At 65.4% G+C, this 12,671-nt stretch carries 13 protein-coding genes; 4 read left to right on the top strand and 9 right to left on the bottom strand.

All coding sequences use genetic code 11. From position 1 onward, the window contains the following. Window positions 1-27 precede the first annotated feature (27 nt). Entirely contained in the window at window positions 28-282 is a 255-nt protein-coding gene (locus ACFRAH_RS22915; RefSeq protein ID WP_377993205.1) for a hypothetical protein, read from the bottom strand. Window positions 283-426: 144 nt separating this feature from the next. On the opposite strand from ACFRAH_RS22915, the gene ACFRAH_RS22910 reads away from it, so the two are divergent. Continuing rightward, entirely contained in the window at window positions 427-783 is a 357-nt protein-coding gene (locus tag ACFRAH_RS22910; protein ID WP_377993204.1) for a GYD domain-containing protein, read from the top strand. 44 nt (window positions 784-827) lie between these two features. On the opposite strand, the gene ACFRAH_RS22905 is transcribed toward ACFRAH_RS22910, so the two are convergent. Next, window positions 828-2,459, bottom strand: coding sequence for an alkaline phosphatase D family protein (locus tag ACFRAH_RS22905; RefSeq protein WP_377993203.1), 1,632 nt, complete (start codon window positions 2,457-2,459; stop codon window positions 828-830). A 333-nt stretch (window positions 2,460-2,792) separates the two neighbouring features. Here ACFRAH_RS22905 and ACFRAH_RS22900 point away from each other — a divergent pair, with 333 nt between their 5' ends. Then, window positions 2,793-3,305, top strand: a complete 513-nt coding sequence (locus ACFRAH_RS22900; RefSeq protein WP_377993202.1) for a hypothetical protein — start codon at window positions 2,793-2,795, stop codon at window positions 3,303-3,305. Window positions 3,306-3,377: 72 nt separating this feature from the next. On the opposite strand, the gene ACFRAH_RS22895 is transcribed toward ACFRAH_RS22900, so the two are convergent. Next, window positions 3,378-3,845, bottom strand: coding sequence for a hypothetical protein (locus tag ACFRAH_RS22895; protein WP_377993201.1), 468 nt, complete (start codon window positions 3,843-3,845; stop codon window positions 3,378-3,380). A gap of 321 nt (window positions 3,846-4,166) precedes the next feature. On the opposite strand from ACFRAH_RS22895, the gene ACFRAH_RS22890 reads away from it, so the two are divergent. Together ACFRAH_RS22890 and ACFRAH_RS22885 are read left to right on the top strand one after the other, a co-directional pair. Next, a complete protein-coding gene (locus tag ACFRAH_RS22890; RefSeq protein WP_377993200.1) occupies window positions 4,167-5,483 on the top strand; it encodes a class I SAM-dependent methyltransferase in 1,317 nt (438 codons plus the stop codon). A gap of 74 nt (window positions 5,484-5,557) precedes the next feature. Then, the gene (locus ACFRAH_RS22885; protein WP_377993199.1) at window positions 5,558-6,259 is read left to right on the top strand and encodes a type 1 glutamine amidotransferase domain-containing protein; all 702 of its coding nucleotides are present in this window, start codon (window positions 5,558-5,560) and stop codon (window positions 6,257-6,259) included. A 2-nt stretch (window positions 6,260-6,261) separates the two neighbouring features. On the opposite strand, the gene ACFRAH_RS22880 is transcribed toward ACFRAH_RS22885, so the two are convergent. From ACFRAH_RS22880 to ACFRAH_RS22855, 6 genes are all read right to left on the bottom strand, one after another. After that, window positions 6,262-6,534: a hypothetical protein gene (locus ACFRAH_RS22880; RefSeq protein ID WP_377993198.1), complete on the bottom strand. Its 273-nt coding sequence runs from the start codon at window positions 6,532-6,534 to the stop codon at window positions 6,262-6,264. A 57-nt stretch (window positions 6,535-6,591) separates the two neighbouring features. Further along, window positions 6,592-7,635 carry an NAD(P)-dependent alcohol dehydrogenase gene (locus tag ACFRAH_RS22875; protein ID WP_377993197.1) on the bottom strand — a complete coding sequence of 348 codons (1,044 nt, stop codon included), beginning with the start codon at window positions 7,633-7,635 and terminating at the stop codon, window positions 6,592-6,594. An 89-nt stretch (window positions 7,636-7,724) separates the two neighbouring features. After that, window positions 7,725-8,723: a D-2-hydroxyacid dehydrogenase gene (locus tag ACFRAH_RS22870; protein ID WP_377993196.1), complete on the bottom strand. Its 999-nt coding sequence runs from the start codon at window positions 8,721-8,723 to the stop codon at window positions 7,725-7,727. After that, a complete protein-coding gene (locus tag ACFRAH_RS22865; protein ID WP_377993195.1) occupies window positions 8,720-9,817 on the bottom strand; it encodes a tartrate dehydrogenase in 1,098 nt (365 codons plus the stop codon). The genes ACFRAH_RS22870 and ACFRAH_RS22865 overlap by 4 nt, the downstream gene beginning before the upstream one ends. Further along, entirely contained in the window at window positions 9,814-11,355 is a 1,542-nt protein-coding gene (locus tag ACFRAH_RS22860) for an aldehyde dehydrogenase family protein (RefSeq protein WP_377993194.1), read from the bottom strand. The genes ACFRAH_RS22865 and ACFRAH_RS22860 overlap by 4 nt, the downstream gene beginning before the upstream one ends. Before the next feature lie 12 nt (window positions 11,356-11,367). Next, on the bottom strand, window positions 11,368-12,645 hold the full coding sequence (locus ACFRAH_RS22855) for an NAD(P)/FAD-dependent oxidoreductase (protein WP_377993193.1): 1,278 nt from the start codon (window positions 12,643-12,645) through the stop codon (window positions 11,368-11,370). Window positions 12,646-12,671: the final 26 nt, after the last annotated feature.

Here is a 12,671-nt window from a genome sequence, read left to right as displayed (position 1 = left end):
ATGTCAGCCGGCCACCCGCCGTCGTGATTACCGTCCCGGGTTCGGGTCGATGTTATCGGCGGCCAGGCCGCCGTCGTCCTGGCCGGCGACGTCGATCAGCGGAACCGCCTGCGTGATGGGCGCACCATGGTGCGACTCGTCTTTGTGCCGGGCTTCCTGAAGGTGCTGTTCCAGCTTCTCTTCCGCGTCCCGGCGGCGCTGGCCAATGGTGCGCATCTGCTGGGTGGTGGGTGCCGCATGCGCGTGCTGGTGCGGCCCGTGATCCGGAAAAAACTCGCTCATAGTGGAATCGTCCCACTGGTCAGGCCACGTGGCTACCACCTCAGCCGACGGCCCCGGGATGGAAACGCCCGCCGTTGCCCGCCGCCCGGCGCCCTGCCATTCTGGGTAAATCCCGGTTCCGGGAGCGAACGAAAGGACCAGACGATGCCGCTCTATCTATCCAGATTCAGCTACACCCCGGAGACCTGGGCACGGCTGGCCAGCAATCCCGAGGACCGGAGAACGGCCGCGAAAGCCTACATCGAATCTGTGGGCGGGAAGCTCCACGGATTCTGGTACTCCTTCGGCACCCACGACGGCTACAACCTCTGGGAGGCTCCGGACAACGTGTCCATGGCCGCAGTGGCGGTGGCGATCAGCGGCGGCGGGGCACTGGCTTCGTTCGAAACAACAGTGCTCCTGACCGTCGAGGAAGCCATGGACGCCATGCGGCAGGCAGCTCAGATCAAATACCAGCCCCCGGGCGCCGCACAGCAGCAGCCCGAGGTTACGGTGGATTGAGCCGGCCGGGACCGGCCAGATCCCGGCAGGCTCAATCAGCGGGCTCAGCGCTCCGGGTGCAGGTCCTTGCGGAAGATCACCGTGCCGTTGGCGTTGCGGAGGGTGACGGAGAAGACGTCGTCCTCGCCGAGGTCCACATGCCCGAAGTACTGGCTTTCGCCGCTGCGCGGTGACTCGCCGGCGTAGGCGCCTGCACGGGAGAAGACCACCTCGGGGCCGAACGTGCCGTCCATCTGGTTGGGGCCGAAGCTTCCGGCGTTGATGGGGCCGCCCACGAACTCCCAGAAGGGGTCGAAGTCCAGGAAGGCGGCGCGCTCCGGCGAGTAGTGGTGCGCGGCGCAGTAGTGGACGTCAGCGGTGAGCCAGACCACGTTTTTAACCCGGTTGCGCTTGAACGCGGACAGGACCCGCGCAATCTCGAGTTCCTTGCCCAACGGGGCGCCGGCGTCGCGGTTGGAGAGGGACTCCTGCGCGGCGGGGCCGTCGGGGACGATGATGCCGAGCGGGAGGTCTGCGGAGATCACCTTCCACGTGGCCTTGGACCTGCTGACTTCCCGGATGAGCCAGTCGGCCTGCTCCCCGCCAAGGATGTGGGTGAGGTTCGATTCCTTGCCGTCCGTGTTCGGGTCCTTGAACGTGCGCATGTCCAGGCAGAAGACGTCCAGCTGCGGCCCGCGGGTGATCTTGCGGTAGATGCGGGCCGGTTCGAAACCTGTGCTGCCGTCGCTGAGCTGGGCGATGGGCTGGTATTCCTGCCACGCCTGGCGGCCACGGGCAGCGAGCACGTCAACGCGGCGCTCGGTGTACCGCGAGTCGGTGAGGATCTGGCCCGGGTACCAGTTGTTGTGGGTCTCGTGGTCGTCCCACTGGGCAATGACAGGAACCTCGGCGTAGAGCGCGCGGATGTTCCGGTCCATCATGTTGTAGCGGTGCCGGCCGCGGTACTCCTCGAGGGTTTCGGCCACCTTGGAGACTTCCTCGGTGACGAGGTTGCGCCAGATCTGGCCGTCGGGCTCGGTGACCTGCGCGGCGATGGGCCCGTCGGCGTAGATGGTGTCGCCGGAGTGGATGAAGAAGTCCGGCTTGGTGGCAAGCATCGCCGCGTACCCGCGCATGCCGCCGATTTGCTCGTTGATGCCCCAGCCCTGGCCTGCGGTGTCGCCGGTCCAGACGAAGCTCTGGCCTCTCTTCTCCCCGTTGCTGCGGGACCAGAGGCTGTTCGCCTTCGAGCCGGGCGCGGTGCTGAAGGAGCCTTTGGCGGCCTCGCCCGCGTTGCCGTCCGGGTCCTCGAAGTGCATGGTCAGCGCGAAGCGGGTGCCCGCGGGCAGGTCGCGGGCGAGGATCTTCGAGGTGAAGTCGGTGGCCTCGCTGGCCGAGGTGCCCCGCAGCACGCGGCTAAAGGCGCGGCTGCCGCGGAGCGCAGATCCGTCCTCGTCGACGGCCAACAGGTTGGCAACCAGCCGTCCCGCGCCCGACGCGCGGGACCACAGCACGCCCGAGTTGGTGGTGACGTCTCCGGTGGAAATGCCGGACGGCAGGGTCAGGCGGCTGCGGACCAGCGGAACCGCTGATGGCCGGGCTGCGTGGGCGGGGACAACCAGTGAAGGTGCGACGGCGGCGGCACCGGCAGCGGCGATGGCACCTTTGAGGACGTTTCGGCGGGAAAGAGCAGTCATGGGGCCATCGTTGACCGGCCGGGTTAAGGGCCGGCGACGGCGGGGTGAACCGGGTGGAGCAGGCGGGTGACAACCAGATCGAATTCCTTGACAAATAATGAAATTGTCTTCCCAAGCGCGAGAATCAGGGTCTAATATCCTGCACCTAGGCATTAATCAGAGAAGATAATGCCGAGAGCGGACCCCTACTTTTACGCAGGGGGAAATGGGTGGGAAGTCGGCGCATGGCGCTATTCCTTGCGGCAACTCATTTGCGAGCTTCCCCACGGGAAAGCCGCTTACTCCATAATTCACGGCCAAACTCAGCCTCCTAATCCGCTGCGCTCATTTCCGATGATCATTTCGGATGCGCGCCATCACCAACCTATTTTGGATGGAATTCTCATGAAAAAGCTCTCATTCTTTGCTGCCCTTTTGCTTGGCATAGTCATAAGTGCCGGTCCCGTTGCCGCCGCGCCCCCGGCTCCCGCCGACGTCACCTTTATCAACCGGGACTGCGGCTTCCGGGTCGAGGCGCGCGTTACTGGCGGGTCGGGCGTCAACGAACTACCCGGAGGGGCCACGATCATCACTGCGCCAAACCAGCGGGTGACCCTCACAAATGTAAAGACAGGAGAAAGTGTCACCTATGTGATCACGGGGGCAACCCACATCGATGCAAGCGAACCGGGGCTGTTGACTGTGACGTCAACGGGAAGAAACGTCCTCATCGTTCCTGTAGGCGACCGGGAAGGGCTCTACCTCACCGAGGGCACCGTCACCTTCGTGCTGGACGATAAGGGACGCCAGGTAAGCGCATTTGAAGGTCCGGGGAAGGTGACCGATATCTGCGCCATCCTGGCGTAACGGTAAGCAGACACAACCGGGTGGCTGGCGCTTTTGCCAGCCACCCGCCGTCGTACGTTTTACCAAAAACGGTCAGCGCGAGGGCACGGCGTCGACGAAGGCCACGTGGGAAACAAACTGCTTGAACAGCAGCGCTGCCTCGTCGGTCTCTATGCGGCCGAAGTCCAAGGACAGCTGAAGCCCTTCCAGCTGAGCGATGGCCGTCTCCGCGGCACTGACCTTTTCGGCCAGAGACTGGGAGTTGGCGAAGTTCGTGGCCAGGCCCGCGCCGACGGACAGAATCACCGCTCCCAAACACAGCGTCCGCCACACCAGCGAAGCATCGCCCAGGGACAGCATGTCCTGGACTGATGCCGTGAACTCTGTGCCGCCGAACGCCGGGCCGGCCGTCAGCAGGGCAGCCAGCACACTGCCGATGACGCTGAATTCCGTGAGCCGGTGTCGGCGGGGCAGCTGCCGCCCCAGATACGAGCGGATGTCCGTCTGCTTCTGATCGATCCGCTCCGACAGCCTCTGCCGCGTTTCCGCTGAATCGTCCATGGCCCGTCAGCCTCCCTTGAGGATGGTGCTTGCGATCAGGATCCCACCGGCCCGAAATCCGGTCCAGAGCCGGGACCTGCCTTCGCCGGGCGCCGCGCAGTGTCGCCGAGTTCGCCGGAGCGCGTCGGGGACGCCGGAAACTTCCGGCGTGCCGGGCAGGCCTCCGGCGAATTCGTGGGGACGAACGTAGCCGCCCGGGGCCGGCACCCGCGAGACAGAGTTGTCTCCCTGTCCGGTGCAGGCAGGCTTGTGTACCTTAAACCCACGGGACTGCAATGGCGCATCCCGGCGAGCTGGGGCAGCGGACGAGAGGCAAAGAAGATGGCAAAGACGGGCGGAGCGGCATCAAGTCTGGCCAAGGCCTTGGCCATCGTTCTCGGCAGCGGGACAGCGGGCACGAGAGAGCCGGGAGACGAGCAGATACCCGTCCGGCTGCGTGCCTGGGACGGCTCGGAAGCGGGCCCCACTGACGCACCACTGATCGAATTCACCTCCCGCAGGGCGCTGCGCAGGATCCTCTGGTCGCCCGGTCAGCTGGGCCTGAGCCGGGCGTACGTCGCCGGGGAGATCAAGGCGCACGGCGACATCTTCGCGGCCTTCGCGGCACTCAGCTCTGCCGGCAAGTTCGCCGAACCGGGCCCCTTCACTCCGCTGACGCCGCGGGAACTGTGGACGCTGCTGAAGACCGGCGTCCGGCTGGGCGCACTCGGCCCCAACCCAGCTCCCCCGCCGGAGGAAGCAAAGGTGGAGAAGCACGGGAGGCGGCACTCCAGGAAGCGGGACGCCGCCGCCATCTCGCACCACTACGACGTCGGCAACGACTTTTACCGGCTGGTCCTCGGCCCGTCGCTGGTCTACTCATGCGCCGTCTGGTCAGACGAGGCCACGGGCCTGGAGGCGGCGCAGGAGGAGAAGCTCGACCTGATCTGCCGGAAACTCGGGCTCAAGCCGGGCCAGCGTGTGCTGGACGTGGGGTGCGGCTGGGGAAGCTTCGCGCTGCATGCGGCTGAGCGCTACGGGGTAAACGTCGTCGGCGTCACGCTGTCCACCGAACAGGCGGAACTGGCCCGCAAGCGCGTGGCCGAGGCCGGGCTGACGGAGCACGTGGACATCCGCGTCCAGGACTACCGCGACGTGGATGACGGACCATTCGATGCGATCAGCTCCATCGGCATGTCCGAACATGTCGGCCGCGAGCAGCTGGGCCGGTATGTCTCGCAGCTCCACGGCCTGCTGCGGCCCGGCGGCCGGCTGCTCAACCACGCCATCTCCTGGAACGCAGGGCCCACCGAGGATGACCCCGATTCGTTCATCCCCCGCTATGTCTTCCCCGACGGCGAGATGCTCAGCCTGGGGACGATGGTCACGGCCCTGGAGGAGTGCGGCTTCGAGGTGCTCGACGTCGAGGCCCTCCGCCGGCACTACGCCCTGACGCTGCGGGCCTGGGTGAAGAACCTCGAGGAACAGTGGGACGACGCGGTCCGGCTCACCTCCGAGGGCCGCGCCCGCATCTGGCGGCTCTACATGGCGGCCAGCGCCCTCGGCTTCGAAACCGGGCTGACCGGTCTGAACCAGGTGCTGGTGCAGAAGGCCGGAGGCGAGGAAACGCCGCTGCGGCTGAGGAACTGGGCCACCTGAGCCCTGCAGGTGGTTCAGCCCGGCGAAGCCAAGCCCGTCGAAACCACGAAATCCACATACGAGGAGCAAGGACAATGGCTAACATTCTGATGGTCGTCTCGGCGGCCGATTCGCTGACCATGAAGGATGGCAGCCGGCACCCCACCGGATTCTGGGCCGAGGAGCTGGTGGTTGCGCACCGGACCCTGCAGCAGGCCGGACACTCGGTGGACTTCGCCACTCCCGGCGGCGTCAAGCCCACGGTGGACCAGCTCAGCCTGCTGGCGGAGACGGTCGGCAGCGAGGAGCGGGCGGAGGACTTCCGCACTTACCTGGACATGATCGAGGTGGACCTGTTCGCACCGCTGGTGCTGGCCGACGTCGACATGTCAGGGTACGACGCCGTCGTCCTGCCGGGCGGCCACGGCCCCATGGCTGACCTCTTCCAGGACAAGGACCTGGGCCGGATCCTCGTGGAGGCCAACGGCGCCGGCAAGATCATCGCACCGTTCTGCCACGGCCCGGCTGGCCTGCTCAGCGCAACGGCCGACGACGGCGCCTTTGCTTTTGCGGGCCGCAAGCTGACAGCGTTCACCAACTCCGAGGAGCTGAACGGCGGCACCGGCGAGAACACGCCGTGGTTCGTGGAGACGGCGCTGCGTGGGAAGGACGCCAACGTGGAGACCGGCCCGGACTGGGCCAGCCACGTGGTGCGCGAGGGCAACCTGATCAGCGGCCAGAACCCGCAGTCCAGCGAGGACGTGGCCAAGGAGGTCATCAAGGCCCTCGCCGAGTAGGATCAGCGGGCAGTTCCGATACCGGGCTGGACCCGCACGAAGTCGACCTTGTTTCCGGGGTTGGTCCGGCTCTTCTGGTGGCGCGAGAATCCTTTGGCGTCCAGGTGGTTCTGGGCGCGGAACTCGGCGAGGGCTTCGTCGTAGGCCTGGTTGAGTCGTTTGCCCGCAACCTCCTCCACGGAACCGTCGGCAAAGGTGACGGAGACGAGGATGCTCTCCGGAAAATGCCGGTTCATCCGGATGAAGCCTTCGGCATCCTGCTGCAGATTAATCAATGTGGTCCGCCTTCTGGTCGAGGAGTTCCAGTGTGCCTCACTTTTCTCCCGTGCGTGTCAGAACGTGCCTGCATCGATCACGAACCGGTACCGCACATCACTGCCGATAACCCGGTCGAAGGCTTCATTGATTTTGCTCGCTGGGATGACCTCGACCTCTGCCCCGAGGCCGCGGGCTGCGCAGAAATTCAACATCTCCTGTGTCTGACGGACACCGCCCATTTTTGATCCGGCTAGGTTCCGCCGGAAAGCCACAAGAGACCAGGCGCGTTGCGTCAGGGGCTTCGAGGGAAGGCCAACGAGAACCATGGTGCCGTCCAAAGCCAACAGCGAAAGGTACTGGTCGACGTCGATATCGGCCGAGACCGTGTTGATGATCAGATCAAAGTGACCCGCCAGGACTTCGAAGGTGGCGGGGTCGGACGTGGCGTAGTAGTGCTGCGCCCCCAGGCGGCGGGCGTCCTCCTGCTTCTTGAGGGACTGACTGAGTACCGTGACTTCCGCGCCCATGGCAGCCGCCATCTTGACGCCCATGTGGCCCAGCCCGCCCATGCCGATAATTGCCACGCGCTCCCCAGGCCCGGCGTTCCAGTTCCGCAGCGGCGAGTACATGGTGATGCCGGCGCACAGCAGAGGGGCGGCGGACTCCAGCGGAATGCCGTCAGGAATCCGCAGCACATAGTTCTCATCCACCACGATGCTGGTGCTGTAGCCGCCCGCTGTCGGCAGACCGTCCCGGCCCACCGAGTTGTAGGTGCTGGTGGATCCTGCGAGACAGTGCTGTTCTTCGCCGGCACGGCAGTTGGCGCAGTCACGGCACGAGTCCACAAAGCAGCCCACGCCCACACGGTCCCCCACCGAATAGCGCGTCACCCTGGGTCCGACAGCCTCGACGACGCCGGCAATCTCGTGCCCGACGACCACCGGGTAGGTCACGCTCGCCCAATCGCCCCGCGCTGCATGGATGTCGGAGTGGCAGATCCCTGTGAACCTGATGGCGATGCGTACTTCGAATTCACCGGGCTCACGGCGTTCAACGGTGCCGGGTTGCAAGGGGGCGGTGGGCGAAGTTGCCACATAGGCCTTTGCAAGGCTGGGCATGATGCCTCCTTAACTGCTGATTCTGTGTCGGCTGCTCCGTGAGGGCCCTTTTAGGCGTCCGAAACGGCCCTTACGGAGCAATCGATGGTTCAGTTGGTCCGCGAGGGTTCAGTAGCCGGTACGAACCCGAGGGCCTTATCCACGACGTTCTCCAGGGGCTCCCCGCTGCAGTACCGTTTTAGGTTGTCCACGAACAGCTTGCCAAGATCATCGAGATGGTCGTCGGTGTCACCGCTCATATGGGGTGTGATGATGACGTTCTCCATGCCCCACAGGGCGTGGCCTTCTGGCAGCGGCTCGGGATGCACGACGTCAAGCGCGGCACCCGCAATGGATCCTGAGGCCAGCGCTTCAGTCAGTGCGCCGGTATCCACCAGCTGCCCGCGGCCCACGTTGATCAGATACGCGGACTGCTTCATAGCGGCAAGGACCTTGGCATCGACCAGTCCCCGGGTCTCAGCGGTCAGCGGGGCTGCGAGCACCACAACGTCGTAGCCGTGGACAACGCCGGCGAGGCCGGCCGAGGAGTGGATCCTGCCGAAGTCAGTGTTCCCGGGGCGGCCGGACCGGCCGGCGCCGTCGACGTCCATGCCGACGGCGCGGAACAGCCGGGCGATCTCCCTTCCGATGGACCCGGCTCCCACCACCAGGGCGCTCTGGCCGTGGATCTTGCGCGTGAGCCGGTGCTGCCAGCGTTGCTGCTGCTGCAGCCTGAACGAACCCTGGGCATCCTTGGCCATATCCAGCACAAAACCCAGCGCGAACTCCGCGATCGCGCGGCTAAGCACACCCCGGGAGTTCGTGTAGGTGATGTCGCTGGCCACCAGCTCGTCGAACATCAGCTGGCCCACCCCCGCCGCCGTGACGTGGACCCACTGCAGGGACGAGGCCGCGCCCCAGTTCTCCCGCAAGGCCGGGGAGAACGAGTGCCACTGGTACAGCACGTCGGCGCCGTCCAGAGCCTCGGCAAGTCCGTCGGCCTTGGTCAGCCGGACATCCGCAAGCTCCTCGACCTCCGCCAGACGGGGAGGCAGCTCCTCCCGGTAAAGAGTCGCGACGACGGGACGTCTGCGCTCCGGTACGGTCATCGCGCCGGCGTTGCGGCAGTACTGCCCGCGTAGTTTCCGGCAAGGACATCGATAGCGGACAGGACCGCGGCCGTGAACTCCGACGTCGACGAGGTTCCGCCGACGTCCCGGGTGCCGAAGCCGTCCCGAAGGGCGGACTCGAACGCGGCCTGAAGGTGCCCGGCTGCGGCAGGGTGGCCCAGGTGTTCCAGCATCATCGCACCGGACCAGATCTGCCCCACCGGGTTTGCCAGGCCCTTCCCGGCGATATCCGGAGCCGAACCATGAACGGGCTCGAAGAGGGACGGGTAGTCACCCTCGGGGTTCAGGTTCGCGCTGGGCGCCAGTCCGATGGAACCGGTAGCTGCACTGCCCAGGTCGGAGAGGATGTCGCCGAACAGATTGGAAGCGACGATGACATCCAGGGTCCAGGGCTTCAGGACAAGGTGCGCGGCAAGTGCATCCACCAGTTCGCTGGTAAGGGTGACATCCGGGTACTCGCGCATCGTTTCGGCTACGACCTCGTCCCAAAACGGCATGGTGTGCACGATGCCGTTGCTCTTGGTGGCCGAGGTGAGGTGCCCGCTCCTGGACGCAGCCAGCCGCGCCGCATAGTGCGCAGCCCGCAGCACGCCAAGCCGGGTGAAGACGGTGGTCTGCATGGCACTTTCCTCGGGCAGCCCACGGTACATGCGGCCGCCGATCTCCGAATATTCCCCTTCATTGTTCTCCCGGACGATGAGGAGGTCGATCGGATGCTTCGCCGCAAGCGGTGACGCAACGCCGTCGAGCGTTTTCACGGGACGGAGGTTGATGTACTGCTGGAACTCGCGCCGGATCGGGATCAGCAGCCCCCACAGCGATTCAGTGTCCGGAACTTCCGGCGAACCCACCGCACCCAGGAAAATAGCGTGGTGATTGGCGAGTTGCTCCAGCCCGTCCTCGGCCATCATCCGGCCGTGCCGGGCATAGTATTCGGATCCCCAGTCGAAGTACGTGAACTCCAGATTCAGGGAGTGAAGTTCCGCGATGCGCTCAAGGCAGTCGACAGCGGCGGGGACAACTTCGTTGCCGATGCCGTCGCCGGGGATTACAGCGATCTTGTGGGTGCTCATGACGTTTTCCGTTCCGGCAGGCCGCCCGGCAGCTGTCGCCAGCCGGCACCCGATCCTCCAAGGTTGACAATGGTGCTTTTCGGCTCCGTCATCTCGTGGACGGCATACCTGACGCCTTCCCGTCCCACACCCGACTTCTTGAAGCCGCCGAAAGGCATGGAATCGATGCGGACGTCGCTGGTCTCGTTGATCACCACGGCGCCCACGTGCAGCTTTTCTGCGATGGCCAGCGCCCGGTCAATGGACTGGGTGAAGACTCCGGCCTGCAGTCCGTAGTCGGAGCTGTTGGCGGCGTGGACAGCGTCTGAGACGCTGATAAAGGGCATGAGGCTGACGACCGGACCGAACACTTCCTCGCGGATCACCCGGCACTCCGCCGGCACATCGGTCAGGACCGTCGGTTCATAGAAGGCACTCCGCCGCTTCCCCCCGGCCTGGACGCGTGCCCCGGCAGCCTTGGCCTCTTCGACCCATTCCTCGATCCGCCGGGCTTCCGCCTCGGAAATGAGCGGACCGACGTCAGTGCTGCGGTCAAGCTTGGGCCCGGTTTTGAGCGCCCTTGTGCCGCGGGTTACCCGGTCGAGCACCTCCTCAAACAGCGATATGTGCACATAGACACGCTGCACCGAGAGGCAGTTCTGTCCCGCCACACCAAAAGCTCCGGCCACGATGGCATCAGATGCCTGGACCGCATCCGCATCGGAGCAGACGATGGTTGCGTTGTTCCCGCCGAGCTCGGACAGGATCTTCTTGGCACCCGCGGTCGCCGCAATGCGGTCCGCAGTTCGGGGACCGCCGGTGAAGGAAATCAGGTTGACCTGCTCATCGCCCACGAGCGCTTCGGAAACGCCGGGCCCGGAGACGATCGCGGAAATGCGTCCCGAGGGGACACCCGCTTCGAGCAGCAATTGGACAAACGCCAGCCCGGTCAGCGGGGTGCGGCCGGAAGGCTTAAGCACGACGCCGTTGCCTCCGATGAGGGCTGGGCCCAGCTTGTGTGCCACCAAGTTGAGCGGATCGTTGAACGGGGTGATCGCCGCAACGATCCCCACCGGCTTCCGGCTGTACCAGCCGATCTTGCCTGCACCGGCCATGCTGTCCTCGAAGCCGAGGGTCTCGCCCGTGAGTTCTCCAGAGGCGGCAGCTGAAAGCCGCAGGGTCTCGATGCAGCGGCCAACCTCACGCTCTGCTTCGGTGATGGTCTTGCTGCTCTCCGCGGCGATGATCCGGGCGAATCGATCAGACTGGTCGGCGAGGAGCTGCGCTGCGGTCTCCAAGGCCAGCCTGCGGGCGCGCAGGGGCCAGTCCGCGTCCTGAAGGTGACGATGGATATGGTCGACTGCCCGGCGGACGTCCTGGGGCGATGAGGAGCAGACCCGGCCAAGCAGAATGCCGTCTTCAGGGTCGCGTATCTCCAGGACCATGTCACTGGTCTGCCATTGGCCCTCGAAGAAGGCACCGCCGGGAAGGTTGGCGATTTCTGCCCGGCTGTACCCTGTTTCCGGGCGCGCTTCAGCCAGGGTATTGGGTTTCGTCATGTGATCGCTCGCCTACTTGACCCGGTCAATAATCTTGGCGGCTGCGCCAATTAAAGGCAGGAACCACGGCGGGCCGAAGTGACCCGGCACGGGCGGGTTTTTCAGGTCTTCCCACACGTTGGCCGACTTGTCGCCGCCCATGTAGTGGGCCATGCGCTTGCCCATGTGAGCAGCCATCTGCACGCCGTGGCCGCTGTAGTTGAGCGAGTAGAAGAGCCCATTGTGCTCGCCGGCGTGAACCATCTGGTCCATCGAGAGGTCCACGAGACCGCCCCAGATGTAGTCCACCTTGGCGTTGGAGAGGTAGGGGAAGAGGTCGAGCATGGCCTTGCGCAGGATCTCGGCGCTCTTGACGTCGGAGTCCGGGCTCGAGAGTGCGAACCGGGCCCGGCCGCCGAAGAGGAGCCGGTTGTCCGGAGTGATCCGGAAGTAGTAGGTCAGCATCTTGCTGTCCGAGGCCATCCGCCGGTTCGGCAGGATCCGGTTCACAACGTCCTCGGGCAGCGGCTCGGTGACGATGATGAAGCTGCCCACGGGGATCACGCGGCGCTGCATCCACGGGGTGACGCTGCCGGTGTAGCCGCTCGTGGCGACCAGGACCTGCTTGGCCCGGGTGATCCCGCGGGTGGTGTGCACGTCGTGTACCGTGCCGTTGATGCGCTTGAGCTCGGTCACGCCCGCGTCCTCGCAGACCACCGCGCCGGCACTGACGGCCGCCCCGGCCAGACCGTGGGAGAACTTGCCCACGTGCAGGCCCGCGCCGAGCGGGTCCATCATCGCGCCCTTGTAGAAGTCCGTGCCGATCTCGGAGTGGATCTCGGACTTCGGGATCAACGTGACGTGGTGGTCCACGAGCTTGGCCAGCAGCTCCTGGGACTTCCGGAAGCCGTCGTTGTGCGACTCGTGGAAGGCCAGGGAGAGCTTGCCGAAGCGGTTGAAGTCGCAGTCAATCGCATAGTTGTGGACGATCTTCTCGATACTCTCGATCGCGTCGTTGTACTCGCGGAAGTACTCCACCGCGCGGGCCTCGCCGTAGCGCTTGACCGCGGTGCTGAAGCCGATGGCCAGGCCGGTGGTGGCCATGCCGCCGTTGCGGCCGGACGCGCCCCAGCCGACGGTGTGGCGTTCGAAGACCGCAACGCTCGCGCCCTGCTTGGCAAATTCCAGCGCTGCGGACAACCCGGTGAAGCCGGCGCCGATGATCGCGACGTCGACGTTCTCCGGCACGGGGGTGCGCCGGTAGTCACCGGAGGGCTCGGCTGTGTCCAGCCAATAGGGAACGAGTTTCATGGTGTGACCTTTCGCCTCGACGTCGG

The sequence above is a fragment of the Arthrobacter sp. NPDC056727 genome (assembly GCF_042790555.1).
Taxonomy (GTDB): domain Bacteria; phylum Actinomycetota; class Actinomycetes; order Actinomycetales; family Micrococcaceae; genus Arthrobacter.
This window is presented reverse-complemented; position numbering and strand designations above follow the sequence as displayed.

Coding starts and splice junctions, on each gene's coding strand:
- ACFRAH_RS22915 (WP_377993205.1), bottom strand. CDS start 282: ATGAGCGAGTTTTTTCCGGATCACGGGCCGCACCAGCACGCGCATGCG.
- ACFRAH_RS22910 (WP_377993204.1), top strand. CDS start 427: ATGCCGCTCTATCTATCCAGATTCAGCTACACCCCGGAGACCTGGGCA.
- ACFRAH_RS22905 (WP_377993203.1), bottom strand. CDS start 2,459: ATGACTGCTCTTTCCCGCCGAAACGTCCTCAAAGGTGCCATCGCCGCT.
- ACFRAH_RS22900 (WP_377993202.1), top strand. CDS start 2,793: ATGATCATTTCGGATGCGCGCCATCACCAACCTATTTTGGATGGAATT.
- ACFRAH_RS22895 (WP_377993201.1), bottom strand. CDS start 3,845: ATGGACGATTCAGCGGAAACGCGGCAGAGGCTGTCGGAGCGGATCGAT.
- ACFRAH_RS22890 (WP_377993200.1), top strand. CDS start 4,167: ATGGCAAAGACGGGCGGAGCGGCATCAAGTCTGGCCAAGGCCTTGGCC.
- ACFRAH_RS22885 (WP_377993199.1), top strand. CDS start 5,558: ATGGCTAACATTCTGATGGTCGTCTCGGCGGCCGATTCGCTGACCATG.
- ACFRAH_RS22875 (WP_377993197.1), bottom strand. CDS start 7,635: ATGCCCAGCCTTGCAAAGGCCTATGTGGCAACTTCGCCCACCGCCCCC.
- ACFRAH_RS22870 (WP_377993196.1), bottom strand. CDS start 8,723: ATGACCGTACCGGAGCGCAGACGTCCCGTCGTCGCGACTCTTTACCGG.
- ACFRAH_RS22865 (WP_377993195.1), bottom strand. CDS start 9,817: ATGAGCACCCACAAGATCGCTGTAATCCCCGGCGACGGCATCGGCAAC.
- ACFRAH_RS22860 (WP_377993194.1), bottom strand. CDS start 11,355: ATGACGAAACCCAATACCCTGGCTGAAGCGCGCCCGGAAACAGGGTAC.
- ACFRAH_RS22855 (WP_377993193.1), bottom strand. CDS start 12,645: ATGAAACTCGTTCCCTATTGGCTGGACACAGCCGAGCCCTCCGGTGAC.